Source organism: Dietzia sp. (genome assembly GCF_036741115.1).
Lineage (GTDB): Bacteria > Actinomycetota > Actinomycetes > Mycobacteriales > Mycobacteriaceae > Dietzia.
Map to the genome: position 1 here is coordinate 1 of NZ_DAINST010000011.1, position 25,335 is coordinate 25,335.

At 70.4% G+C, this 25,335-nt stretch carries 20 protein-coding genes; 6 read left to right on the forward strand and 14 right to left on the reverse strand.

Going from position 1 to position 25,335, the window contains the following annotated elements:
- Positions 1-1,006: dihydroxy-acid dehydratase domain-containing protein (locus tag V7E05_RS03085; protein WP_333618206.1), on the forward strand; the 1,006-nt coding region annotated here is incomplete at its 5' end.
- 157 nt (positions 1,007-1,163) lie between these two features.
- On the opposite strand, the gene V7E05_RS03090 is transcribed toward V7E05_RS03085, so the two are convergent.
- The gene (locus V7E05_RS03090) at positions 1,164-2,993 is read right to left on the reverse strand and encodes a DoxX family protein (protein ID WP_333618207.1); all 1,830 of its coding nucleotides are present in this window, start codon (positions 2,991-2,993) and stop codon (positions 1,164-1,166) included.
- 214 nt (positions 2,994-3,207) lie between these two features.
- On the opposite strand from V7E05_RS03090, the gene V7E05_RS03095 reads away from it, so the two are divergent.
- The gene (locus V7E05_RS03095; RefSeq protein ID WP_333618208.1) at positions 3,208-4,362 is read left to right on the forward strand and encodes an oxidoreductase; all 1,155 of its coding nucleotides are present in this window, start codon (positions 3,208-3,210) and stop codon (positions 4,360-4,362) included.
- 100 nt (positions 4,363-4,462) lie between these two features.
- Here the strand turns inward: V7E05_RS03095 and gatB are convergent, their stop codons facing one another.
- The 5 genes from gatB to gatC form a co-directional block, all read right to left on the reverse strand.
- Positions 4,463-5,986, reverse strand: coding sequence for an Asp-tRNA(Asn)/Glu-tRNA(Gln) amidotransferase subunit GatB (gene gatB / locus V7E05_RS03100; protein ID WP_333618209.1), 1,524 nt, complete (start codon positions 5,984-5,986; stop codon positions 4,463-4,465).
- A 64-nt stretch (positions 5,987-6,050) separates the two neighbouring features.
- Positions 6,051-7,085, reverse strand: a complete 1,035-nt coding sequence (locus tag V7E05_RS03105) for an ATP-dependent 6-phosphofructokinase (RefSeq protein WP_333618210.1) — start codon at positions 7,083-7,085, stop codon at positions 6,051-6,053.
- An 83-nt stretch (positions 7,086-7,168) separates the two neighbouring features.
- Positions 7,169-8,599: a DHA2 family efflux MFS transporter permease subunit gene (locus V7E05_RS03110; RefSeq protein ID WP_333618211.1), complete on the reverse strand. Its 1,431-nt coding sequence runs from the start codon at positions 8,597-8,599 to the stop codon at positions 7,169-7,171.
- 12 nt (positions 8,600-8,611) lie between these two features.
- On the reverse strand, positions 8,612-10,108 hold the full coding sequence (gene gatA, locus V7E05_RS03115; protein ID WP_333618212.1) for an Asp-tRNA(Asn)/Glu-tRNA(Gln) amidotransferase subunit GatA: 1,497 nt from the start codon (positions 10,106-10,108) through the stop codon (positions 8,612-8,614).
- 5 nt (positions 10,109-10,113) lie between these two features.
- Positions 10,114-10,410 carry an Asp-tRNA(Asn)/Glu-tRNA(Gln) amidotransferase subunit GatC gene (gene gatC, locus V7E05_RS03120; RefSeq protein WP_333618213.1) on the reverse strand — a complete coding sequence of 99 codons (297 nt, stop codon included), beginning with the start codon at positions 10,408-10,410 and terminating at the stop codon, positions 10,114-10,116.
- 280 nt (positions 10,411-10,690) lie between these two features.
- Here gatC and V7E05_RS03125 point away from each other — a divergent pair, with 280 nt between their 5' ends.
- On the forward strand, positions 10,691-11,365 hold the full coding sequence (locus V7E05_RS03125) for an ACT domain-containing protein (protein ID WP_333618214.1): 675 nt from the start codon (positions 10,691-10,693) through the stop codon (positions 11,363-11,365).
- 34 nt (positions 11,366-11,399) lie between these two features.
- Here V7E05_RS03125 and ligA read toward each other — a convergent pair whose 3' ends face one another.
- Positions 11,400-13,553, reverse strand: coding sequence for an NAD-dependent DNA ligase LigA (gene ligA, locus V7E05_RS03130; protein ID WP_333618244.1), 2,154 nt, complete (start codon positions 13,551-13,553; stop codon positions 11,400-11,402).
- Positions 13,554-13,781: 228 nt separating this feature from the next.
- Between ligA and V7E05_RS03135 the strand changes: the two genes are divergently transcribed.
- Together V7E05_RS03135 and V7E05_RS03140 are read left to right on the forward strand one after the other, a co-directional pair.
- Positions 13,782-14,465 (forward strand): exonuclease domain-containing protein, encoded by a 684-nt coding sequence (locus V7E05_RS03135; protein ID WP_333618215.1) that lies wholly within the window; start codon positions 13,782-13,784, stop codon positions 14,463-14,465.
- 191 nt (positions 14,466-14,656) lie between these two features.
- Positions 14,657-15,079, forward strand: a complete 423-nt coding sequence (locus tag V7E05_RS03140; protein WP_333618216.1) for a VOC family protein — start codon at positions 14,657-14,659, stop codon at positions 15,077-15,079.
- A 25-nt stretch (positions 15,080-15,104) separates the two neighbouring features.
- Here the strand turns inward: V7E05_RS03140 and V7E05_RS03145 are convergent, their stop codons facing one another.
- The 6 genes from V7E05_RS03145 to V7E05_RS03170 all read right to left on the reverse strand — a co-directional run bounded on the left by V7E05_RS03145 (position 15,105) and on the right by V7E05_RS03170 (position 22,071).
- Entirely contained in the window at positions 15,105-16,277 is a 1,173-nt protein-coding gene (locus tag V7E05_RS03145; protein ID WP_333618217.1) for a cobalamin-independent methionine synthase, read from the reverse strand.
- 15 nt (positions 16,278-16,292) lie between these two features.
- Positions 16,293-17,426 carry a tRNA 2-thiouridine(34) synthase MnmA gene (gene mnmA / locus V7E05_RS03150; protein WP_333618218.1) on the reverse strand — a complete coding sequence of 378 codons (1,134 nt, stop codon included), beginning with the start codon at positions 17,424-17,426 and terminating at the stop codon, positions 16,293-16,295.
- A gap of 87 nt (positions 17,427-17,513) precedes the next feature.
- Complete coding sequence (locus V7E05_RS03155; RefSeq protein ID WP_333618219.1) at positions 17,514-18,812, reverse strand: cysteine desulfurase family protein; 1,299 nt, start codon at positions 18,810-18,812, stop codon at positions 17,514-17,516.
- 102 nt (positions 18,813-18,914) lie between these two features.
- The gene (locus V7E05_RS03160) at positions 18,915-19,967 is read right to left on the reverse strand and encodes a lysophospholipid acyltransferase family protein (RefSeq protein ID WP_333618220.1); all 1,053 of its coding nucleotides are present in this window, start codon (positions 19,965-19,967) and stop codon (positions 18,915-18,917) included.
- Between the two features lie 282 nt (positions 19,968-20,249).
- Positions 20,250-21,200: an electron transfer flavoprotein subunit alpha/FixB family protein gene (locus tag V7E05_RS03165; protein ID WP_333618221.1), complete on the reverse strand. Its 951-nt coding sequence runs from the start codon at positions 21,198-21,200 to the stop codon at positions 20,250-20,252.
- A gap of 85 nt (positions 21,201-21,285) precedes the next feature.
- Positions 21,286-22,071: an electron transfer flavoprotein subunit beta/FixA family protein gene (locus V7E05_RS03170; protein WP_333618222.1), complete on the reverse strand. Its 786-nt coding sequence runs from the start codon at positions 22,069-22,071 to the stop codon at positions 21,286-21,288.
- Positions 22,072-22,600: 529 nt separating this feature from the next.
- Between V7E05_RS03170 and V7E05_RS03175 the strand changes: the two genes are divergently transcribed.
- Positions 22,601-24,034, forward strand: coding sequence for an outer membrane protein assembly factor BamB family protein (locus V7E05_RS03175; RefSeq protein WP_333618223.1), 1,434 nt, complete (start codon positions 22,601-22,603; stop codon positions 24,032-24,034).
- Here the strand turns inward: V7E05_RS03175 and V7E05_RS03180 are convergent.
- Entirely contained in the window at positions 24,031-25,335 is a 1,305-nt protein-coding gene (locus tag V7E05_RS03180; protein ID WP_333618224.1) for a THUMP-like domain-containing protein, read from the reverse strand. The two genes, V7E05_RS03175 and V7E05_RS03180, sit on opposite strands and share 4 nt — an antisense overlap.

A 25,335-nucleotide genomic window follows, 5' to 3' on the forward strand; every position in this document is an offset into this window, starting at 1 on the left:
GACCAACACGGTCCTCCATATCCTCGCCGCCGCGCAGGAAGGCGAGATCGATTTCGATCTCTCCGACATCGAGGCCGTCTCCCGCACCACGCCATGCCTGTCCAAGGTCGCCCCGAACTCCGAGTACTACATGGAGCACGTGCACCGCGCCGGCGGCATCCCCGCGATCCTCGGGGAGCTCCACCGCGGCGGGCTGCTCGACAACGGCGTCCACTCGGTCCACTCCCCGAGCCTGGAGGCGTACCTCGAGGAGTGGGACATCCGTTCCGGCACCGCGAGCGAGGAGGCGACCGAGCTCTTCTACGCCGCCCCGGGCGGGGTGCGCACCACGGTCCCGTTCTCCACGGAGAACCGCTGGGTGTCCCTCGACACCGACGCCGAGAACGGCTGCATCCACGATGTCGAGCACCCATGCACTGCAGAAGGCGGTCTCGTCGTGCTCCGCGGCAATGTCGCGCCCAACGGCTCGGTCTTCAAGACCGCAGGTGTCTCCGAGGACAGCTTCCACTTCTCCGGCCCCGCGCGCGTCGTCGAGTCGCAGGAGGAGGCGGTTTCGGTGATCCTCAAGAAGGAGATCCAGCCGGGCGACGTGCTCGTCGTGCGCTACGAGGGCCCCTCGGGCGGCCCCGGCATGCAGGAGATGCTCCACCCCACCGCCTTCCTCAAGGGCGCGGGCCTGGGCAAGAAATGCGCGCTGATCACCGACGGCCGCTTCTCCGGCGGCTCCTCGGGCCTGTCGATCGGACACATCGCCCCCGAAGCAGCTGCCGGCGGTCCGATCGGTCTCATCCGCGATGGCGACATCATCACCCTCGACGTCAAGGAGCGGTCCATCGTCGCCGACGTCTCCGAGGAGGAGATGCAGCGCCGCCGCGAGGAAATGGAGGCCTCGGAAAATCCGTGGAAGCCGGTGAACCGCAACCGCATCGTCTCCAAGGCGCTGCGCGCTTACGCTTCCATGGCCTCGTCCGCCGACAAGGGCGCCGTGCGCGTCGTCCCCGAGTAGGGAGCCTCCTCCCCGCTTCCGGGACCGGCACGAATGACAGCGACCCGCGAATCCACTTCGGATTCGCGGGTCGCTTTCGTTTCTCTCCCCCGGTGCCGACGGACGGGGAAAGCCCGCGGGCGCCGCGGCTACCGGGCAAGCATCACGGGAGTGGTTATCAGGTCGTGGCGATCGGGTTGGTCCCGTTGAGGAAGTACCAGATGAGGCCGACTGCCACGGCCGCCACGATGATCCCGGCGAAGCCCGACCACTTCGGCGCCGCCGCCCACTTGCGGCCCGCGTCGAAGCCCCACTTGCCACCGCCGGCGAAGAGGAGCGCGACGAGCGCCGCGGCGTAGACGATGTGCAGCTCGAGGCCGCCTCCGGGCGCGCCGGAGAGATCGGAGCCGCCGAGAATCGTCGTGGAATCTGCGGCGCCGAGCGCGATGAGCGCGCTGAGCGCTACGAAGGCCAAGAGGATTGTCACCGCGAGCGGGGCGACGAGGCCGAGAATGAGCAGCACCGCCCCGACGAGCGCCGCGGCCCCGAGGCCGTATGCGAGAGGCGTGGTCGCGGAGTCGAATCCGGCCGAGGAGAGGACCTCGGCCATTCCGTCGGTGCCGGGGCCGTCGAAGAGGCCGAAAGCGATGCGAAGCCCGTGGAGCCCGAGCAGCGCGGCGACGGCGATGCGGAGAACGAAGAGTCCGAAGTCCGCCGTGCCCCTGCGAGGCTTCTCCGCGGGAGCGGCACCGACCGTGCCGTAGTCCGAACCATGATTCGCGCCGTGGACGGAGTCCGCATACGCCGCATCGTCCTCGGGAGCGTCGACGAAGCCGTAGTCGGCCCCCGCCATGGGAAAGGCAGTGGTTGCCTGCTCCGGGGTGCTCTGCGGGTTCACGTTGGCTGAACCTTCCTGTTCTGCGGTTCGGATGTGTTCGGTCGAGGAAGCGGTGCTCTTCCCGTTCTCGCCGCCGGTCGTATCGCCGCCGGCCTGTGAAGAGCCGAGGAGCGCGCCGAGACCGGCGCCGCCGGCAATGCCGCCGCCGATCGCTGCGGCGGTATGCGGGCCGTGCGCGCCGTCCTTGCTCGCATCGTGCTTGCTCGCGCCGTTCTTGCCGGAATCGTCCGCGGAGATCTGCTCGGTGGGCGCGACGGTAGCCGCTTCGGGTTCTACGGGCGACGAGGCGGGCGACGGCGCTGCTTGTCCGGGCTGCGCCGCCTGCACCGTCTGCGCGGATTCCGCGGGCGCCGACGTTGCCTGCTCGGGCTCGCCGGCGGAGGCCTTCCGCGACTCGGCGGGGCGCACGAACGGCGGCTTCTTCGGATCGGAATCGGAACCGGCGTCGCCGCCGGCCGACGACGCCGCCACACCGGTGGCCGCTGCACCTGCGGTAGCCACGCCAGCCGCGGTAGCAGCGCCCTTCGAGACGCCCGCATCGGCGTCTCCCTTGGCGTCCGTTGCATCCGCACCCGGCTTATGCTGTGCGCCGGCGTTCGCGCTCGCACCCGTATCGGTGTTCTTCGGCGGGACGGGCATGTCCTCGCGCGGGATCGCCTGGGTCTCGGTGTCGGAAGCCGGCGAAGCAGTCCTCGGCGGCTCGACCGTCGTCTCTGCGGGCGCAGGCTCCGCCGCCTTTTCAGGGGCCGGGAACGCCTGGGTGGCGTCCCCCTCGGCCTGAGTCGTCGGCTCGGAGACGGGCGACTCCGCCGGCCCCGTCGTGGTCGCCGCGGAACCGCCCTTCGAGCCGCGGGACCAACGCGAGGTCTTCTTGGGGACGCCTACCGATTGCGGCGCGGCGCGTTCCCCCGTCGGCGCGGGGAACCCACGCGTCTCTCCCGAAGCGTCGCCCGCTCCGGCGGACGCGCGCGATGCGACTGCATCGCTCCGTGCCCCGCGATCGGCTCCGGCGGTTTCGCCGGCCCGCTCGCCCTTGTCCGCCGCAGATCCCTCCACCTGGTCGGGATCGTCGCCGCCGAGATACTTGTCTAGCCCGAATGGAAGTTTCACGCCCCCGAGAATAGGGCGTAGCACCGCAGGTGGTGGGGACCTCGCGTGCGCGTGGCCCTTTTTCGCCCAGGGCCGATACCGTCCGGCAGCGCACCGCCCTCGCTTGCGCGGCTTCGGCGCCCTTCGACCGGCTCCCGCATGCCGCGAGGGCGGACTCGCTGCCGATTGCGGCGTGCGTCGTCATTGCCAGGGGCCTGGCACGTACCCTGAACCCATGCACGAACAGGCCCTCCACCCGGGCGCGGCGGGACCGTCCGCCCGCCCGCGCCGCGGCCTACGCTTGCTGACGGCGAGCGTCGCCCTCGCCGTGGCCCCCGCGCTCGCGGCTGGCTGCGCACACTTCGACGAAGCCCAGTCCGCGCCGTTCACGCCGGTCCAGGAGATGGGCGCCGGCGGGGGCGCGCCTTCGCCGAACGTGCCTCCGACGATCACTCCGCCGGAGTCCCCGCCGCCATCGAGCTCGGCTCCCGCCGAGAAACCGGAGACCGGCGAGTGCGTGGACCCGGACCCCGCGGTGATCGCCACATGCCTCGGCCCCACGGCCGCAGTCGTGGGGCTGCCCGAGAGCGCCGAGGCGATCATCGCCGAGAGCGACTCAGGGAGGATGTCAACGGTCTCCGAAAACGGGGACCCCAAGCCCTTCGCGACGATCGACCCGGCCGAGGGGTCGGTGGTCTCGCTCGCCCTGTCGCCGAGCTACGCGCAGGACAAGCTCGTCTTCGCCGCGCTCGTCTCCGGCAGGGAGACGAAGATCGTCCGAATCGCGGCCGGAGATGCCGCGAAGGTCGTCGCCTCGGGCCTCCCCGGCTCCCCCAACAGCCGGGCAGGAATCGCCTTCGACGGCGACACGATGCTGCTCGGCGTGGGCACCGAGGTCCTCTCCTTCCCCGGATACACGGGGATCGGGAACGCCCCGGCGCCCAAGCGGCTCGCGTCGAGCACGCAGCCGATTTCAGGGCTGTGCACGGGCGCGGGAATCTTCCCCGGCGTCTACGCCACGGCCGGCGGGGACTCCGGTGCCGGTGGCGAGCTGCTCCGCGTGGACCAGGGCGCGGCGGTGCGGGTGTGGTCGTGGCCCGATCAATCCGATCTCGGCGGCTGCGCCCTGACCCAGACCGGACCCGCCGTGGCCCTGCCAAGCGCGAAGCGCGTGGACATGCTCACGGTGGACCCCGCCTCCGGGGTCGCCCCAAACCCGCCGGCCCCGCTGGCCGAGGACAAGTACGGGCGCTTCTCCGGGGTCGGGCTCATGGCCGGCAACGCCCTCGTGGGCACCACGACCAACAAGTCCGGCGGCGCCCCGACCGCCACCGACGACCGCGCCGTGATCCTCCCCATTGAGGGCACGACCACCGACGAACGGACCTAGCTCCCGCTCGCCCTTCACCGGGCGGATAGACGAAAACGGCCGGCGCTTCCATCAGGGAGCGCCGGCCGTTCGCCGTCAAAGCCGATGGGCCGAGCCTCGTCTAACCCTGCCCGCAGGCCGCGAGGACGAGCTCCTTGACCCTGGCGGGATCGGCCTGGCCGCGCGTCGCCTTCATCACCGCGCCGACGATCGCACCGGCGGCCTGGACCTTGCCGTCCTTGATCTTATCGACGATGTCGGGCTGCGCGGCGAGCGCCTCGTCGACGGCCGCCTGCAGCGCCGAGTCGTCGCGCACGACCTCGAGGCGGCGGGCGGCGACGATCTCGTCAGGCTCGCCCTCGCCATCGAGCACGGCGTCGACGACCTCGCGGCCGAGCTTATTGGTGAGCTTCCCCTCCGAGACGAGCTCGATGACCCGCGCGACCTGCGCCGGGGTGATCTCGAGCTCCGCGAGCTCGACGCCACGGGTGTTTGCCTGCTGCGCGAGGTAGGCGACCCACCACGAGCGGGCCTCGGTGGGACCTGCCCCGGCATCAACGGTGGCGATGATGAGATCGAGCGCCCCGGCGTTGACTAGGTCGCGCATCTCCTCGTCGGACACACCCCACTCGGCCTGCACACGGTCGCGGCGGACCCACGGCAGCTCGGGCAGCGAGGCACGGATCGACTCGATGAGCTCCTCCGAAGGCGCGACCGGAGCGAGGTCGGGCTCCGGGAAGTATCGGTAGTCCTCTGCCGACTCCTTCGGGCGGCCGGCGGAAGTAGTGCCCGAATCCTCCTGGTAGTGGCGCGTCTCGAGGACGACCTCTCCTCCAGCCTTGAGCACTGCGGCCTGGCGGCACATCTCGTAGCGCACGGCGGTCTCGACGCTGCGCAGGGAGTTGACGTTCTTCGTCTCGGTGCGCGTGCCGAACTCGGTGGCGCCCTTGGGCTTGAGCGAGACGTTGGCATCGCAGCGGATAGAGCCCTGGTCCATGCGCGCGTCCGAGACGTCGAGGCTCTTGATGAGGTCGCGCAGGGCGGTGACGTAAGCGCGCGCGATCTCCGGCGCCCGCTCTCCGGTGCCCTCGATGGGCTTGGTGACGATCTCGATGAGCGGGACGCCCGCGCGGTTGAAGTCGAGGAGCGAGTGCGTCGCGCCCTGGATGCGGCCCGAGGCCGAACCGACGTGGGTGGACTTGCCCGTGTCCTCCTCCATGTGGGCGCGCTCGATCTCCACGCGCCACGTGGTGCCGTCGGCGAGCTGCACGTCGAGCGCGCCGTCGAAGGCGATGGGCTCGTCGTACTGCGAGATCTGGTAGTTCTTCGGCTGGTCCGGGTAGAAGTAGTTCTTCCGGGCGAAACGGCTCGTCGGGGCGATCTGGCAGCCGAGCGCGAGGCCGATCTTGATGGCCCACTCGACGCCGAGCCGATTGACCACCGGGAGGGCGCCCGGCAGGCCAAGGCACACCGGGCACACCTGCGAGTTCGGCTCGGCGCCGAAGCCCGTGGCACAACCGCAGAACATCTTGGTCTCCGTGCGGAGCTCGACGTGGACCTCCATGCCCATGACCGGGTCGAATTCGGCCAAAACCTCGTCGTACTCGAGCGGGGTGATGTCGCTGAAATCCACGGGTGCAGTCATGCCTGAGATTCTACCGCGAGGATTCCGCCGCGAGACTCGGGCCTTCCCGGGAGGGACGGTGAGGCTAGCCGAAGAGCGAGGCCGCCTCGGAATACATCTCCGGGGGCACTGTCTTGAGCTCCCGACTCGCCTCGGCGATGGCCACCGGGATGATCTCCTCGCCGCGCAGTGCGACGAAGACGCCGTGCGTCCCGGAATTGGCGAGCCGCGCCGCATGGACGCCGAAGCGTGTGGCGAGGACCCGGTCGCGTGCGGTCGGCGTGCCGCCTCGCTGGGTGTGGCCGAGCACGGTGGTGCGCACGTCGCGGTCGAGGCGGACGGTGATCTCGGCGGCCATCGCCGCGGCCACTCCGGTGAACCTCTCGTGGCCGAACTCGTCGACGCCGCCGGAGCCCAGCGACATCCCGCTCCCCTCGGCCGGCACCGCACCCTCGGCCACGACGCAGATCCCGTAGTTCTCGCCCATCTGGAACCGCCGCTTCATCACCTTGCACACGGCGTCGATGTCGAAGGGCACCTCGGGAATGACGATCATGTGCGCGCCTGCGGCGAGGCCGGAGTGCAGCGCGATCCAGCCGGCATGGCGGCCCATGACCTCGACGAGCATGACCCGCTCGTGGGACTCGGCCGTGGTGTGGAGCCGGTCGATGGCGTCCGCCGCGATCGCTACCGCAGTGTCGAAGCCAAACGTGACGTCGGTGGCCGCGACGTCGTTGTCGATCGTCTTCGGCACGCCCACCACCGGCACGCCGTTCTCCTGCAGCCACGCGGCCGCGGTGAGCGTGCCCTCCCCGCCGATCGCGATGAGCACGTCGATGCCGTGGCGGGCGAGCGTCGCCCTGATCTCGGTAAGGCTCTCGCGCAGGGTCTCCGGTGCCAGCCTGCCCGTTCCGAGGACCGTGCCGCCGCGGCGGAGGAGGCGATCGAGCTGTTCGTCGTCATACAGCGCGACTGCCCGGTCGTAGACGAGACCCGCCCAGCCGTCCTGGAAACCGAGGACTGGCGTATCGAACTCGGCGCGGGACGTGCGGACGACGGCGCGGATCACGGCATTGAGGCCAGGGCAATCGCCGCCGGCGGTGAGCATTCCGATTCGCACGGTCGGGCCTCCTGTTCTCCGTTCGCCTCGGGTCGGCCCGAGTCCGTTCCAGGCTAACCGCGCGGCGCGCCCGGCGCGTGGCCCTACGCCGCGGCGGGTTCGACCGCCTCGCGCCGCGCGCTCGTCCGGAACAGCAGAGTCACGAGGCCGCCGATGAGGATCACGACCGCGGGGAGGATGAACGCGTCCGAAAGCCCCTCGGCGAGCGCCGACTTCGGGTCGGTGCCCTGACCGAGATAGTGGGTCATCCGCGTCTGCATCACGGCGGCGATCGCCGCCGAGCCGATGACCGCGCCGACCTGGCGGGTGGTGTTGTAGACACCGGATCCGGCGCCCGCGATGCGCAGGTCGAGGGTGCGCATGGTCGTCGAGGACGTCGGTGCCCAGACGAAGCCGTTGCCGACGCCGAGGAGCACCATCGGGCCCATGAGATCGGGCACCGACGTGTCCGAGCTCATCACGAGCGCGAGCCACAGCACCGAGCCGGCGACCGAGCAGTAGCCGATGAGCGTGAGCACGCGCGGGTCGACCCGGTCGGCGAGTCGCCCGACGAACGGCGCGAGGATGCCCGAGACCACCGCCATCGGCACGAGCACGAGCCCCGACTCGATCGCGCTGAGCCCCATGACCATCTGCAGGAACATCATGAGCGGCACCATCGTGCCGGCGACGACGAAGCCCATCGTCGTGATCGCGAGGTTGCCGACGGAGAAGTTCCGATTCGCGAAGAGCCGCAGCGGGACCAGCGGCTCGGTCCGCACCCGGCTCTGCCACCACACGAAGATCGCGAGGATGACGACGCCCGCCACGATGAGACCGATATACGTTCCCGACCACTCCTTCTCCGAGCCCTGCTGCACGCCGAACACGAGGCAGAACATGCCGACCGCCGAGAGGAAGATGCCGAGGTAGTCGTAGCGATGGGCTGATGTGGGGAGCTCGGGGACGAGGCGGAACACGGCAATCACCGCGATCACCCCAATGGGGATGTTGACGAAGAAGATCCAGCGCCAGCCCACCGAGTCGACGAGTAGGCCGCCGGCGATGGGCCCGACCATCGTGGCGATGCCGGCCACCGCTCCCCACGCGCCCATCGCGCCGCCGCGGGCTTCCTGCCGGAAGACCCGGGTGATGACGGCGAGGGACTGGGGACTCACGAGCGCCGCGCCGAAGCCCTGCACCACTCGGGCGACGATGAGCATCCCGATGCTTCCCGAGAGCCCGCACCACAGCGAAGCGCCCGTGAAGATCACGAGGCCGAGGATCGTCGCCTTCTTCGGACCGATCTGATCGCCGAGTCGCCCCGTGAACAGCAGCGGGACGGCGAACGCGAGCAGATAGGCGCTCGTGACCCAGATGATCTGGTTCTCTGTCGCCCCGAGATCCTCGCCGAGCGCCTCGGAGGCGACGGCGACGATCGTCTGATCCACGAGGATCATGAAGAAGCCGATGACCACTGCGGAGAGCGCGAGCCACGCCTTCCTGTCGGGAAGCGGTGCGAAAGTCTGGGCCACGAGCGCCCTCTCCTAACCGGCCGTAGCGGCTTCGAAAGTGGCGCCGACCCGGTAGAGCCGGTCGTCCGCCTGCGGCGGCGCCATGATCTGGAGCCCGACCGGGAGTCCGGTATCCGAAGCGGTGCCGACGGGAACCGACATTCCGCAGTGACCCGCGAGGTTGAGCGGGAGCGTGAACAGGTCGAACAGGTACATCGCGAGCGGGTCGTCGACCTTTTCGCCGAGGCCGAAGGCCGTCGACGGGGTGGCCGGCGAGACGATGATGTCGACCTTCTCGTAGGCGGCCTCGAAGTCGCGCGCGATGAGCGTGCGTACCTTCTGCGCCGAGCCATAGTAGGCGTCGTAGTAACCGGCGGAAAGCGCGTAGGTGCCGATCATGATGCGCCGCTTGACCTCGGCGCCGAAGCCCGCGTCGCGGGTCGCGGCCATGACCTGCTCGGCCGAGTGCTTGCCGTCGTCGTCGACCCGCAGCCCGTAGCGCATCGCGTCGAAGCGGGCGAGGTTCGAGGACACCTCCGAGGGGAGGATCAGGTAGTACGCGGCGGTGGCGTGGACGAAATTCGGGCACGAGACGTCGACGATCTCCGCTCCGCGTTCCTTGAGGACTTCGAGGGAGGCCTCGAAACGCTCGCGCACGCCGGGCTGAGCGCCGGTGGCGAGGTCGAACTCCTTGACGACCCCGACGCGGACACCCGAGAGATCCCCGCGCGCGCCTTCGCGCGCCGCTGCGACGACGCCGGGCACGGCCGCGTCGAGTGAGGTGGAATCACGCGCGTCGTGGCCCGCGATGGCCTCGTGGAGGAGCGCCGTGTCGAGCACGGTCCGCCCGCAGGGACCGCCCTGGTCGAGCGAGGACGCGCAGGCGATGAGGCCGTAGCGCGAAACCCCTCCGTAGGTGGGTTTGACGCCGACCGTCCCGGTAAGCGCGGCGGGCTGACGGATCGAACCGCCGGTGTCCGTGCCGATCGCCAGCGGCGCCTGGAATGAGGCCAGCGCGGCCGCCGAACCGCCGCCGGAGCCGCCCGGGGTCCGCGATAGGTCGTGCGGGTTGCGGGTCGGCCCGTACGCCGAGTTCTCCGTGGACGAGCCCATCGCGAATTCGTCGAGGTTGGTCTTGCCGAGGATCGGCAGGCCCGCGGTGCGGAGGCGAGCGGTGACCGTCGCGTCATACGGCGATTGGTAGCCCTCGAGGATCTTCGAGCCCGCGGTGGTCGGCGCGTCGGTCGTGGTGAACACGTCCTTGAGTGCGACGGGCACGCCGTTGAGCGGCCCCACGGCCTCGCCTGCCGCCGCTGCGGCGTCGGCGGCACGCGCCGCGGCCAGCGCCTCGTCCCCACCAACATGGAGAAAGGCGTTGATCTCGCCGTCGACCTCGGAGATCCGGTCGAGGTGGGCTCGGGTGACCTCCTCCGAGGACACCTCCCGCGCCGCGATCTTCTCCGCCAGCTCGGCGGCACCCAGCGAGACGAGGGAGTCCCCGGGCGCGTTCGTGAAGTTCGAATCCGCCATAACGCCTACTCCTCGCCGAGAATCTGGGGAACCTGGAACCGGTCGCCCTCGCTGTTGGGCGCCTGGTCGAGCGCCTCCGCAGGGGTGAGGCCCTGGACCCGCACGTCGTCGCGCTGGACGTTGACGATCGGGGTCGGATGGCTCATCGCGGGGACATCGTCCGTCGCCACGTCGCTCACCGCCGCGACGTGCTCGAGGATCTTCTCGAGCTGCTGCGAGTATTCGTCTAGTTCTTCGTCCGTGAGCGCCAGCCTGGAGAGGTGGGCAAGGTGGGCGACTTCTTCGCGTGAGATCGCGGGCACTGGAGTGGCGGTCCTTCCCTCTGATGGTCGTTTCTACTTCGGGGAACGCAGCTCGGGCGCCGCGTCCCCGGCGCCGCTGACGGCGCCTCGAATCGTCGCGGCCCGGTTCGGGCCGCTCGCGTACCCGACAAGCCTAGCCGGTGTCCGCCGCAGTCGAGTCCCGCCGGTTCCCGGCACTTCGCCCCTGGCTCGCACGCGCGCCACGCAAGTGTGACCAATGCAACTACAACACGTCGATGAGGATCGTCGTTCGCCTGCGCTCATTGGCACAATGGTGCGCATGTCCTACCTGTTGCGTGTCACGATCCCCGACCGGCCTGGCGCTCTGGGCGGCCTCGCCGTCGCGCTGGGCTCCGTGGACGCGAATATCGTCAGCCTCGACGTCGTAGAGTCGTACGACGGCGCGGCGATCGACGACATCGTCGTCGACGTCCCCGCCGGAGCCCTCCCCGATACGCTCATCACGGCCGCAGAGAGCCTCGACGGCGTCTCCGTGGTCTCGCTGCGCCCTTTCGACGGCCGCATCGGCGCCCATCAGGAGCTCCAGCTCATCGATACCGTGTCGTCTTCCGGTCCCGCGGCGCTCGACGTCATAGCCAGCGATCTTCCCGGCGTGCTCGGGGTCAGCTGGGCGCTTGTCCTCGAGAACGACTCTGCCGCAGGCACGTCGCGACTCGTCGCCGGCGGCGCCTCCGCCCCTGCGGATGTCGACCACCTCAACATCGAGATCCCCACGGCCGAACGCGCCATCGAGCTCGATCCGGCCACCGAGGGTCTGCCGGACTCGTGGACCGTCATGGACACCTCGCTGGCCACGGCCCGCCTCGGCGGAAGCCTCGCGCTGCTGGTCGGGCGCATCGGCGGCCCGGATTTCCGGCCGGCAGAGCTCGCCCGATTCGGATACTTCGCGGGGATCGTCTCCTCGGTGCTGCCGGCCTCCGCCGTCAGGAGCTAGGAGCAGGAACGGGCAGCCGGCCCCGAGGCTCGAGCTAGGACTCGTCCGGAGATTCGGCCGGAGTCTCGTCCGCCGCGGGCCCGTCCTCGACCTCGACCGCCTCGGGACCGCCCTCGAGGAGCGCGACGAAGCCCGTCTCGTCGAGGACGCGCACTCCGAGTTGTTCGGCCTTGTCCGCCTTCGAGCCGGGCGACGCCCCCACCACGACGAACGAGGTCTTCTTCGACACCGAGCCGGAGGCCTTGCCGCCACGGGAGATGATCGCCTCCTTCGCCCCGTCGCGGGAGAAGCCCTCGAGCGAGCCGGTGACGACGATAGTGAGGCCGTCGAGCGTCGCGGGAGTCGACTCGTCGCGCTCGTCTTCCATCGACACTCCGGCCTCCGCCCACCGGTCGACGATGAGCACATGCCAATCGACCTCGAACCACTCGCGGACGGACGCGGCGATCGTGCCTCCCACGCCATCGGTGTCGGCCAGATCCTCCGTCGCGGCTTCCCGGATCGCCTGCATCGAGCCGAACTTCGTGGCCAGCGCGCGTGCCGCGGTCGGCCCGACGTGCCGGATGGACAGCGAGACGAGGACGCGCCACAGCGGGAAGTCCTTCGCACCCTCGAGTTGCTCGAGGAGTTTGGTGCCGCTCGCGTTGATCTTCCCGCTCTTGGTCGTATAGAGAGCGGTCTTCTCTAGGTCGGCGACCGTGAGCGAGAACAGCGTGGATTCGTCGGCGAGGACGCCGCTCGAGAGCAGCTCGCGCGCCCCCTTCTCCCCGAGCATCTCGATGTCGAGGGCGGAGCGCGAGGCCAGGTAGGTGAGCCGCTGGCGGAGCTGGGCCGGGCAATGGCGCTGGTTCGGGCAGCGCCAATCGGCGTCCCCGTCCTTCGCCGGGGCGAGGACCGAGCCGCACTCCGGGCAGCGAGTGGAGAACCGGTACTCCCATTCGGATCCGTCGCGGGTGCCCGCGACCGGCCCGAGGACCTCGGGGATTACGTCCCCTGCCTTGCGGATCACCACGTCGTCGCCGATCCGCACGCCCTTGCGCGCGACCTCGGTCTGGTTGTGCAGCGTGGCCATGGACACTGTGGACCCGGCCACGAGTACAGGCCGCATCTTGGCGTACGGGGTGACCCGCCCGGTGCGCCCCACGCTCGCCGCGATGTCGAGGAGCTGGGTCGTCACCTCCTCGGGCGGGTATTTGTAGGCGATAGCCCAGCGGGGCGCACGCGAGGTCGAGCCGAGTCGGCGCTGCACCGAGCGGTCGTCGATCTTCACCACGAGGCCGTCGATCTCGTGGACCGGGTCGTGGCGGTGCTCGCCCCAATAGAGCATCTGCTCGACGGCGGCATCCGCGCCGATGACCTGTTTCGTGTACGGCGAAGTGGGCAGCCCCCAGTCTCCGAGCGCCGTGTAGACGTCGTGGAGGGAATCGAAGCTCGCGCCCTCTACCGCGCCGAGACCGTGGCAGATCATCCCGAGACGGCGGCGGGCGGTGACGGCCGGGTTCTTCTGCCGCAGCGAACCGGCCGCCGAGTTGCGCGGGTTCGCGAACGGGTCCTTGCCCTCGGCGACGAGCGAGCGGTTGAGCGCCTCGAAGTCCTCGCGCCGGAAGAACACCTCGCCGCGCACCTCGAGGAGATCCGGAACCGGGCGCTCCTTCGTTCCGGTGAGTTCGGTGGGGATATCGGCGATCGTGCGGGCGTTGAGGGTGACGTCCTCGCCCGTCCGCCCGTCGCCGCGAGTGGCTGCGGTCTCGAGCCGCCCCGCGCGGTAGACGAGGTCGATGGCGACTCCGTCGATCTTGAGTTCGCACAGGAACGGCAGATCCTTTGCGGAAGCGCCTGACTCCTCCGTTGCGTGCTCGATCCACTCCCGCAGCTCGGCCTCGCTGAAGACGTTGTCGAGACTGAGCATGCGCTCGACGTGCTCGACCTCCGCGAAGTCGGTCTCGAAGCCGCCGCCGACGAGCTGGGTCGGAGAATCCGGCGTGCGTAGCTCGGGGTGGTCCTCCTCGAGCCGTTGGAGCCTGCCGAGCAGCTCGTCGAACTCGCCGTCGCCGATGACCGGCGCGTCCTGGACGTAGTAGCGGAACTGATGCCCGCGCACCTCTTCGGCGAGCTCCGCCCACTCGCGCCGCGCCGCGTCGGGGAGCGACTCCCCCTCGCCGCCGGCAGGACTCTCGGTCTCGCCTATGCCGTCCGCGCCCACGCCGTTCTGATCTCCAGTCACGCGGTCCAGGGTAACGACAGTGCCTGCGGCCGGCCCGCTGCGCTCGGATCACGTCGCCGGGACCTCCTCGATCGGATTGTCCGAGGCTGCGCCTAGCGTGTGGGGTGACGCTCGAGGCATACGATCGGGCGCGACTTCCCTTATCGCACACAGCTCTCTCGCAATCGGCTCTCGCTCAGGAGGATCAGCAACATGGCTGCAGGAACCCCTGCGCTGGATCGGTCACGGCTGCTGTCGTTCGATCTCGAGACCACAGGTCCCGATCCGTCGACGGCCCACGTGGTCACCTCGGCACTTATGCGGATCACGGGGACCGATGTCCAGGAGAAGACCTGGCTCGCGGACCCGGGAGTCGAGATCCCTCCCGAGGCGGCGGCGATCCACGGGATCTCGACGGAGAAGGCCCGCGCCGAGGGCCGCCCGCACGCCGAGGTCGTCGCGGAGACCATCGATCTCATCCGGCAGGGCTGGTCGGAGGGCTACGCCCTCGTCGTCTTCAACGCCCCCTTCGATCTCACCATCCTCCATCGCCTCGATCCGTCGTTTGAGGTGGCAGGCCCAGTGCTCGACCCGTACGTGGTCGACCGCGCGGTGGACCCGTATCGCAAGGGCAAGCGCACCCTCACCGCTCTGTCGGAGCACTACGGAGTCCGGCTCGATGGCGCGCACGATGCCGCCAGCGATGCCCTCGCCGCTGCTCGCCTCGCGTGGAAGCTCTCCGGATCCCCCGAGATCGAGTCCGCGGCGGATTGGTACGAGCTCAATGCCCTCCAGGCACGATGGCACAAGGAGCGCCAGGAGAGCTTCCGTGAGTACCTGCAGCGCTCGGGTCGCCCGGCGGACGATGTCAACACCGCCTGGCCGATCGGGCGGTAGCGCGGGCGGGCCGGCGGCACCGGTGCTGGCTGCGCAGGAACGGACAATTGCGTAGTCCGTTGCCTCGGTAGTGTTTTCGGTGGGCGATGGAATTCCGGGTACGCAGCTTTACGGACAGACGTCGCCGCGCACTCGCCCACCAGATCTCGGTGGAGGTTCTCAGTTCGAACACACACGAAGGCGGTCGCACCATGGCACAGCGATTCCACTCCTACATCTCCTTCCCCGGCAATGCCGCGGAAGCGCTCACGTACTACCACTCGCTGTTCGGCGGCGAGCTCCAGATCCTCAAGTACGGTGATGCCCAGCTCGAGGGGATGCCGTTCGATCCCCCGGCCCATGCCGTCGCACACGGGCAAATCGAGGGCCCCGTCCCGCTCGCCGGAGGCGATTCGTTGTCCGAGAACCCGGATCCCCTCGACATCCACAACTATTCGTTCCTGCTCTCGTACGACAGCCCGGACGAGGCCCGCGAGGTCATCGAGAAGATCACCTCGTCCGGCGGAGAGGTCGGCATGCCTTTCGGGCCCGCACCGTGGGGCGACTACTACGGGCAGGTCGTGGACAAGTTCGGCGTCCTCTGGTCGTTCGACGCGCCGGCGCCGAAGGAGTAGTACGCCCCGGCTGCAGGTGGTCTCCCTAACCCGCAGCGACGCGCGGGAGCACGTCCGCGGTGCGGCGTGCTCCCGCGAGGGCGGCGGCCGCTGCGGTCGACGACGCCGTGTCCCGCTCCCCTGCGGCAAGGGCGATGTTGTCGACGGCCATCGGCCGGTCGACGGCGAGACGGTCGATAAGGGAAACGATCCTCGCCGCGACTGCCTCCGCCTCGCCGTTCGTCCGAGGCGTCTCGCGACCGGCGAGCACCTGGGTCCGGTGTAGCTCCGCTCGCCCGCCGTCGGAGAGCAGAGCGCCCAGGGCATCGAGCAGTGCGAAGGCCTGCGGGTCTCGGTCGCCGTCCGCCCATCCGTGGACCGGCCGCGTTCTATCGCTGCCCCGCCCCTGCGCAGAGGCCCCCGCGTCCGCCCATGCGAGGAGATCGGCGGCGTCGAAAACGATCCCGTCGACCCTCGCCTCGCCCTGAGGAGGCTCGAGGAGCACGGGCCAAGCGGTCGGCGCGTCGCTCGAATTCCTTCCGGGGGCGCGGACGAACACAGAATCCACGTCGTCGGAGCTGCGGAGCGCAGCGGCGAAGCGCGACAGCGCCATGGCGAGCCGCTCGCGGGGGACGGCGGCGACGGGATCGAATTCGCTCGGCGCGGGAACGCTTCCGGCGGCGATACGCCAGAGCTCGGGTTCGTCGAGGACGAGTCGCACGGGCACGCTGAATCTCGCGCGGGCCCTCGAACACAGCGCAGAGAGGCCCTCCCGGAGGGATTCGGCGAGATCCCTTCGAGCTCCGGAATCCGAGAGCACGGGGCGCCCTCCGGGCAGCTCGACTCTGGCGGCGAGGCTCCACGGACCCACAGTCTCGAATCGGATGGCGGTGGCGGGAAACGCCGATCCACCGTCGACAACGGCGCCGCGGGCCAGTTCGACCTGTTGCTCGAGAGCATCGAGATCACGGTCGAGGAAGTCCGCCGCACGGCGTCCGGCCCTACCCGGAGAGTCCGCGAGCCGCCACGCCCGCGGGGAGAGGTCGACGGGGAGATCGACGAGCAGGGCGCAGGTCCGGCCCACGGCGTCGGCGCCGACTCCGCGGTCGGGAAGCGCCGGCACGACGGGGAGCTCGGGGATCTCGCCGACCACCATCCGCGCGATCGCGCGCGGATCCGTGCCGCCGAAGCTCGCGGCAGACGTCGCCATGGAATGCATCGGCGCTACGCCCCTCTAGACGGCCGCGACGGAATGCGTCGTCCGAATGGTCGCCGAACCGAGGACGCGGTCCCCGCGCTCGGCGTCGCGGGCGTAGAGCACCGCGGCTTGGCCTGGCGCGACGCCGCGAAGCGGCTCGCGCAGCGCGAGTCGGAACTCCTCGCCGGTGTCGCCGCGAACGCGCGTGAGCACCGCGGGAACCACTCCGCCGTGGGCCCGCACCTGGACATCGCACTCCTCGAGCGAGCGGATCTCCGGATCGGCGAGCCAGTACGGCCTGTCGGCGACGAGTTCGTCCACCGAGAGGTACTCATTGCCGCCGACGGTCACAGTCCCGGTATCCGCGTCGATCGCCGTCACATACCTCGGCTTGCCGTCCTGGGCGGGCCGCTCGAGCCCGAGACCCTTGCGCTGGCCGATGGTAAAGCCGTGCACGCCTTCGTGTCGGCCGATCTCTACCCCGGTAGAGGCTTCGACGAGCGCTCCGGGGCGGACACCGATTTTCGCGCCGAGGAATGCCTGTGTGTCCCCGGAGGGGATAAAGCAGATGTCGTGGGAATCGGGCTTCGAGGCCACGGAGAATCCCGCCGCCTCGGCCTCCGCCCGGATGTCCGGCTTGAGCGAGTCGCCGAGCGGGAACAGCGAGTGCTCGAGCTGCTCGGGGGTGAGGACTCCGAGCACGTAGGACTGGTCCTTCGCCTCGTCGACGGCGCGCCGCAGCACGGTGCGCTCGCGCCCATCGGGATCGATCTCGCGCGCGAGCCGTGCGTAGTGCCCGGTGGCGACGGCGTCGAAACCGAGCTCGATGCCCCGTTCGAGAAGCGCCTCGAACTTGATCTTCTCGTTGCAGCGCAGGCACGGATTGGGGGTCTCGCCCGCGGCGTAGGAAGCGACGAAATCCTCGATCACGTCTTCGCGGAAGCGCTCGGCGAAATCCCATACGTAGAACGGGATGCCGAGCATGTCCGCGACGCGGCGGGCGTCGCCGGCGTCCTCGCGGGAGCAACACCCGCGCGAGCCGGTGCGCAGCGTCGCGGGGTTAGCCGACAGCGCGAGGTGCACGCCGACGACCTCGTGCCCCGCGGCCACGGCCCGTGCGGCTGCCACCGCCGAATCCACGCCGCCGCTCATCGCCGCCAACACCCTCATCGGTCCCGTCCTTCCTCTGCGTTGCCCCCGCGCTTCTCGCTTGCCCACGAGTCCGCAGGCCGCATCACCCCACCATTGTTGCGCGCCCTAGCGCCCGGGGCGAAGTCGAGAGCCTGTGACGGCGGAGCTCCGCGCCTTCGCGGCGACCTCCGGCATCGCGCGCAGGACCGCGTCGACATCGGCATCGGTGCTGGTGTGGCCGAGGGTAAAGCGGAGTACGGAGCGCGCATCCGCCGCCCCCATCCCCGTGGCGAGCGCCACGTGGCTGGGCTCGGCAACCCCGGCGGTGCACGCCGAGCCGGTCGAGCACGAGATGCCGCGCTCGTCGAGAAGCATGATCATCGATTCGCCCTCGCTCCCCGGGAACACGATGTTGACGTTGCCGGGGAGGCGGCGCGAGAAGCCGCCGGGTTCCGCAGGCCCGACGAGCCGGGAGCCCGGAACGGCCGAAAGGATCTCTGTGGCGAGGCGGTCGCGCAGGGCGACGAGGCGCCGGGCCTCGGCGTCCATCTCGGCGATCGATTCGCGCAGCGCCACCGCCATAGCGACGGCACCGGGCACGTTGACGCTGCCCGAGCGCAGGTCCCGTTCCTGCCCTCCGCCGAAGCCGAGCTGCTGGATGCGAGCGGTCCTCCGCGCGAGGAGCGCGCCGATGCCGATGGGGGCGCCGAACTTGTGCCCGGACATGCTCATCGAGTCCGCACCCGAGGCGGCGAAATCGACGTGCACGTGGCCGGCCGACTGAACGGCATCGACGTGGAAGTGCCCGCCCACGCCGTAGGCCGCTGCGGCGATCCCGGCGAGCTCGGCGGTCCCGGTGAGCGTGCCGATCTCGTTGTTGGCGTGCATCGCGCCGAATACGTATGCGGGCTTCTCGGTGGCCCGCGCGCTCCCCGGCCCTTCGGCGGACATCGCGGCCAGCTCGGCGCGCATGGCGGCGGCAGTCGGAGCGCCCTCAGGCGACACCGGCACGAGCGCGACCCGCGCGCCCTCCCGCCCGGCCTGCTCCGCGGCGTCGAGGACGCTGTGGTGCTCGGCTGCGGAGACGAGCACACGGGTGTCGGCGCCGCCTGCGAGCGCGGCGCGGGCGGCGCCGAGGATCCCGAGGTTGTCGGCCTCGGTGCCGCCGGAGGTGAACACGACCTCCGCGGGCGCGGCACCGAGCAGCTCCGCGATCTCCTCGCGGGCGTCTTCGAGCATGCTGCGTGCGGCTCGCCCGTCGGCGTGCAGCGAGGAGGCGTTGTGCCCTGCGGACGCCCGGACGAATGCGTCGAGGGCGGCGGGGCGCGGCGGGGTCGTGGCCGCGTGGTCGAGGTAGTGCCGCGCGGCAGCCGTTCCGGGGGCCCGGGAGCGCGGCTCGGTCGAAGAGGCGGCAGATGTGCTCATATCAGGATCGAGGGTATCCCCCGCGATCGGTGGGCCACCACCCGCGGAGGCGCTGTCCTGCGGGCGGTTGCCTGCCCCAGCCGCGCCCGCTGCCCGAAACGCCTACCCGTGCGTGCGCTCGCCTCTGTCGCCGAAGATCACGTGGTGCGCCACGGCCGCGAGATCGCGACGGGTCTCCGGCGCGTTCTGCCCGGGTCGCAGCGGCGGGTAGAGCCGGACGTGCACGGTGGTGCAGCGCCCGGAGATCACGTTCCACACCGAGCTGAGCACCGTGTCCTTGCCTACGAACGCCGCAGCGCCGGTGCGGCGCCCATCTCTGCCTCGGTACTCGATCTCGATGGGCACGACCGGGGTCCCCGCGTCGATCGCTGCCTGGAACAGCGCGGGACGGAAGCGCCCGTGCGCCTCCCCGCACCACGTCGTCGCCTCTGGGAACGCGACCACATTGTGTCCTTCGAGTAGCAGCCTCGCGGACTCCCCGACCACGCCGGGTAGCGAGCGCAACGAGGTGCGATCGATGAAGACGGTGCCCATGGTCGAGACGAGCCCACCGACGAGCGGCGCACGCCCCAGGTCGTCCCTGGCGATAAAGCGCATCGGCGCGATCGAGGCGAGCACCGCCACGTCCCACCACGTGTGGTGGTTGACGGCGACGAGCACCCCCTTCTCCCGGAGGGCCTCGAGGGCGCGCGGCTGTGCGTCGAGGATGACGTCGATGCCCACGTAATCGAGGAGCGTTCGTGCTACCTCCGGTCCTGCGGCGGAGCGGCGCCGCGCGCTAGGCGACGAGGCGGCCACGGCAGCGCGCGCGATGAGCCCGGGCAGCCGGAGCATTCCGATCGCCCTGGCCGCGACCGTGAGCGGGCCCGCGGCGGGAGCATCGTGTTCACCGGCAACGCAGCCCGCCCCGCACTCCGAGTACGGGTACCAGGCGTGGACAGGGCCCTTGATCTTGCGGGTGTTATGCGATCCCTCTACGCTGCCCGTCGCGGACGAGCGCTCCCCACCGGCCGGCGCCGAAGGACCGTGCGCGGTCGCAGTAGAAGGAACATTCGCGGCGCGGGCGGGCACGGCGGTCCCCGAGTGGACCGGCCCGGGGGCGAGCCGGGCTCCGGCGTCGATCGGGTATGCCACCTGCGTTTTCGTGCTCGTCATGTGGCTATCGTGCTGGACAGATCCCAACCGGCGGCGGCGCCGACACGACGCCGAGGTGTCGCCGCGGCCTACTTTGCCTGGCCCCGTCCACCTGCCGTTCGCCGAGGGGACACGCGACGTTCGCCGTCATCCCGAGTGGGTGCGAAACCGACCCGGCCCGCCCGACCACACGATCCCGGGCCGATCGGGGACGGAAATGCGCCAGGGGCGCCCCGCCGTGATAGCGGAGCGCCCCGGGAGTGCCGGAGGGCGGTCAAGCCCCGCGGCGCGTTCGCGTCGAGCCTACTTGCGGGCGTTGACGGCCTCGGTGAGCTGCGGCGCGACGTTGAACAGGTCGCCGACGATGCCGTAATCGGCGATCTCGAAGATCGGCGCCTCTTCGTCCTTGTTGACGGCGACGATGGTCTTCGAGGTCTGCATGCCGGCGCGGTGCTGGATGGCACCGGAGATGCCGAGCGCGATGTAAAGCTGCGGCGTGACCGTCTTACCGGTCTGGCCGACCTGGAACTGCGGCGGGTAGAAGCCGGAGTCCACGGCGGCACGCGACGCACCGACGGCGGCACCGAGGGCGTCGGCCAGCGGCTCGACGACCTTGCCGAAGTTCTCCTCCGAGCCGACACCGCGGCCACCGGAGACAACGATCTTCGCCTCGGTGAGCTCCGGGCGGTCGCCGCCCTCGATAGGGCTCACGGAGGTGATCTTCGCGGCACCCTCGGACGCCGGGACGCCGACCTTGACGACCTCGCCCGCCGCGGCGTTCTCCTGCGCCTCGACGGAGCCCGGACGGACCACGTAGACGGGCGAGGAGCCCGACGGGGCGGCGTCTACAGTGTAAGCGCCACCGAAGATCGAGTGGACGGCGTTGCCGCCGTCCTTGATCTCGACGACATCGGTGAGGAAGCCCGAACCGGTGCGAGCGGCGACGCGGCCACCGACCTCGCGACCCTCGAGGGTCGCGGGCAGGACGATCGCGGACGCGCCGTTCTCGGCGAGGCCGGCGAGGACATCGACCTTCGGCGCCACGACGAAGCCCGTGACGTTGTCGCCCTCGGCGGCGTAGATCTTCGCGGCGCCGGCAGCGGCGAGGGCGTCCTTGAAGCCCTCTGCCGTGCCCTCGGCACCGAACACGACGGCGGACGGCTCGCCGAGCACGCGGGCGGCGGTGAGCAGTTCCTTCGAGACGTTCTTCAGTTCGCCGTCGACATGCTCGACGACTACCAGTACTTCAGCCATGAGTTCTATTCGCTCCTATGGAAAGAGTCTTGCTTGAGGCTTGGCTCGAGTCGGCCTGGTCCGGCACTGGGCCGGCCGGGGACGACTAGATGATCTTCTGCGAAACGAGGTACTCGGCGATCTGCTTGCCGCCCTCGCCCTCGTCCTCGATCTTCTCGCCGGCCTCGCGCGGCGGCTTCGGCGCGGCCGAGACCACCTTGGTGGAGGCGTTGTCGAGACCGACCTGGCCGGCCTCGATGTTGGTATCGCCGAGAGCCATCTCGTTGAGCGGCTTCTTCTTGGCGGCCATGATGCCCTTGAAGGACGGGAAGCGGGCCTCGCCGACCTTCTCGTTGACCGAGATGACGGCCGGCAGCGCCGACTCGACCTCGTACACACCGTCGTCGAGCTCGCGCTTCCCCTTGACGTTGCCACCCTCGACGGTGACCGACGACAGGTGCGTGAGCTGCGGCAGGCCGAGGTACTCGGCGATGATCGCCGGGACGGAGCCGGAACGGCCATCCGAGGCCTCGTTGCCCGCGATGACCAGCTCGGTGCCCTCGAGACCCGAGAGCACGTTGGCGATCGCCCACGAGGTCTGGACCACGTCGGAGCCGGCGATGGCATCGTCGCTGAGCAGCACGGCCTCGTCGGCACCCATGGCGAGGGCCTTCTGCAGCGCGTCCTTCGCGCCGGCCGGGCCGACGGTGAAGACCGTGACCTTGCCGTCGCCGGCAGCGTCCTTGATCTGCAGCGCGGTCTCGACTGCCTGCGAGCTGATCTCGTCGATGATCGCGGTGGTGTTCTCGCGATCGATGGTGTTGTCACCATCGGAGAGTTCGCGCTCCGTGTAGTCCGGAACCTGCTTGATAAGTACGACAATATTTGTCATTGGTCTGCTTCGACCTCCTGCGAGTTTCGTCTCGAAAACTGCCCTGTCCAGAACAAGAACCGCCGTTCGACCCGGGAAATACGGCACCGACCGCGCCGCACGGGAGACATTGCGCCCTGCGGTCGTCCCGCGATACGGGTGAGCGTGGTTTCTCAACCACGAACTCTACCTGCACCGCCAGGTCGGCGACACGCACCACACCAGGTATTCGGCACGCCTCCGCCGTTTCCGAGCGGCGACGTATCCCAATACCCTACCCGCAAGTAAGGTCGAACTGAAGTGCCGGGCGGGTAGTGCCGCGGTGTCGGCGGCCACACCCGAGCCCCCTCCGCGAGCCGCGCCTGCTCCCGCGGCCGCTGGACAAGGCCGGTCGCGCCGGGGCGTCGCTCGCGGGCCCGGGGCCGTACACCCGTTAATCTATGGGAAGCACGCGGGCCGATCTGACGGTCCGCCGAGGACGGAGCCCCGCTGGGGGCCGAACGGGAACGACCGGCGCTTCGCACGTCGGCGGTGGGTATGGAGGATGCCGGTGGCGAAGTGGATCGAGCGGGGCGCGCGCCGCCCCGCGCTCGCCCCGGCATTCGCCCTGGCAGGCCTGGCGCTCGCCGCCGCCTCGATCACAGCCGCCTGCAGTCCCGTCACGCCCGTCCTCGATGCGCACCCGGGGCAGGCGGACGACTGGTCCTCCACCTATGCCGACCTGCGCAACTCCTCCGTCGCCCCCTCGGGCACCCCGGACAAACCCGACCTGCGTTGGTCGCGCGACCTCGGCGCGGTCGTACCGGGACCCGGCGTCTTCACCGACCTCGGCAAGACCATCGTCGCCACGCTCTCGGACTCGGGCTGCAACATCTACAACCTCGACCTCGGCGACGGCCGCAAGGACTGGTGCGTCCGCGAGCCCATCGCCGGGTCCCGGATCTCCACCCAGACCAACAGGTTCGGCGATACCTATTGGCCAGCGCTCGAGGGCGCTGCCGCGGTCTCCGGCGAGGGCGAGCACCGCTGGGGAACGACGCCCCCGGGCGTCGGGACCACGGCGAGGCAGCTCAATGGTCAGTTCTTGCTCACCATCTCGAATTTCGGCGGGGCCGTCGTACACGACACCCAGCACGGTGACAGCCGCTCGGGCACGCTCGAACTCGCGGGCAAGGCACCGGACATGCCCGCCGAGTACGGGCTCCCGTGGTGCGATACCGGCACGGAGGGCTGCCCGGTCCCGGCGCAGGCCGCGATCTCCGCGGACGGCACGCGCTTCTACGTCACCGTATGGACGCCCGGAAAGGACGCCCCGGAGCTCGTCGCCGGAGACGTAGCGACCACCTCGCGGAGCAATCCGGACGAGTCCGCCTCCCCCACCGATCCCGACGCGGCCGTCGAGCTCCGCGAGGCCTGGCGGGTGCCGCTCGCCCACGGCAGGACCGGCGCGCCCGTCGTGCTCTCCGCGGACGGCGGCACCGCGTACGTCGCCGGCGACTCCGCCCTCGCCGCATACTCCACCTCCGACGGGGAAGAGCGCTGGCACGTCGACACCGGGATCGACACCGATTTCGCCCCCGCGGTCTCCGCGGACGGGACCATCGTCGTCGGTGGGCGGACGGCGAGCTTCTACCGCGGCCCCGATGGCGACGAGACGGATGCCGTCACCAGCGCGGCGCTGCGGGGTTCGGAGACCGCCGTCCTCCACGACGACGGGGATTCGGCCTCGGAGACGTGGCGCGCCCGCGACGCCGCCTCACTCACCGCGCCCGTGCTCACCTCGTCCGGCGACGTCCTCCTCGCATCGCGGACGAAGGACAACGGGGTCGCGCTTCGCGCACTCGCAGGCGGTAACGGCGACGAGCTGTGGTCCGTGCCCGTCCCCGCTGCCGAGGGCCCCGTGGCAGGGCTCACCCTCGACACCTCCGACACACTCGTCCTCGCCATGTCGGTGGGCCGCGTCTACGCCTTCGGCACACCTTAGACTTTTGTAGAGAGGGTCGGCTCGTGACGGCGGGCCCCGCAAATGTACGCGACCGCGCGCTCGCCGACCCTCGAGATCACGAGCGCCAGCGGCCGCTTCCCCTTGAGCCCGAGCTTCTTCCGCAGCGCGTCCGGGTCCTTATCGACGCCGCGGACGAGGATCTCCAGCGAGCCGCAGTCGAGCTCACGAAAGCGCGAGCGGAGGGCCTTGAGATCGAGTCCGTGCCGCTCGAGCACCTCGAACCCGCTGTAGCCAGCCGGTATCTCGGCTCCCGTTAGGTGGGCGATGCGCGGGTCGAGCTGCCGCAGGCTGTGCCGGAACGCCCAGTGTCGCACGAGACCCGCGCGGACGATAGCGCCGTCGGGCTCCATGAGGAAGCGGTCCGTTTCCGGGTCCGGATCCGCGGCCCCGATCTCGGGGTCGAGATCGGTGACCGTCTCGAACCAGCCGCCACCGTCGAGCGAACGCCCGAAGTCCGCCGCATGCGAGGGGCCGTCCCCGTGACGGCTCGGTGCACCGGTCTCGGTGCCGGCCACCGGCCGGGTCGCCGTGTGTATCACGGTCGCCCGCCGGCCCACTCCGGCCGAGAGCGAGCCCGACCACAGGCACGCCTCCTTCACTCCGCCACCGAGGCTCACGATCTCCGTCTCGCCACCGTGCGCGAGCGCCGTGTAGTCGAGACCGGGGGCGCATTTGACGGCGAAGTCCCGCCCCGCCAGGACATCGAGGAGCGCGGGCAGCGGAGGCTCGACCGCCGCGGGGTCGGCGATGCGGCGGCCGCCGGACCTGCGCCCCGGATCGGCGATGTGGACGAGATCGGCGTCGGGGCGCGTCGGCGGGGCGAGGGCATCGGCGACGGCGACGAGAGCCCCGGGGACGTTGTGCCGCGCCATCGCCGCGCGTGCCGGATCGAGGTCGGAGCCGAGGACCACGGGGCATTCGCGGGTCAGCTCGGCGAGTTCGGCGCCGACCGAGCACGTGAGATCGTGCACGGCCCGCCCCGAGAGCCTGCGTGCGCGCAGGTGCGCGACCTGCCACGGCGTGGTCTGCTCGGCGGCGTCGGCACCGAGTACCCAGCCCTCGCTCCCCGATCCCCCGGCGGATTCGGGGCGGAGTTTGGCTACGGCCTTGCGCCTGCCGGTGGAGAGATCGATGAGGGCGGCGGCGCGCTCCCCGTAGCGCGCACGCACGGCCGCCGACGAGGAGACTCTCGAGGAGCCGCCGAAGTCGAGGGAATCGACCCAGGCGAGCGCCTCTTCGCCCGGCACCGAAAGCGCGAACGCCACGTCGTCACTACGCAT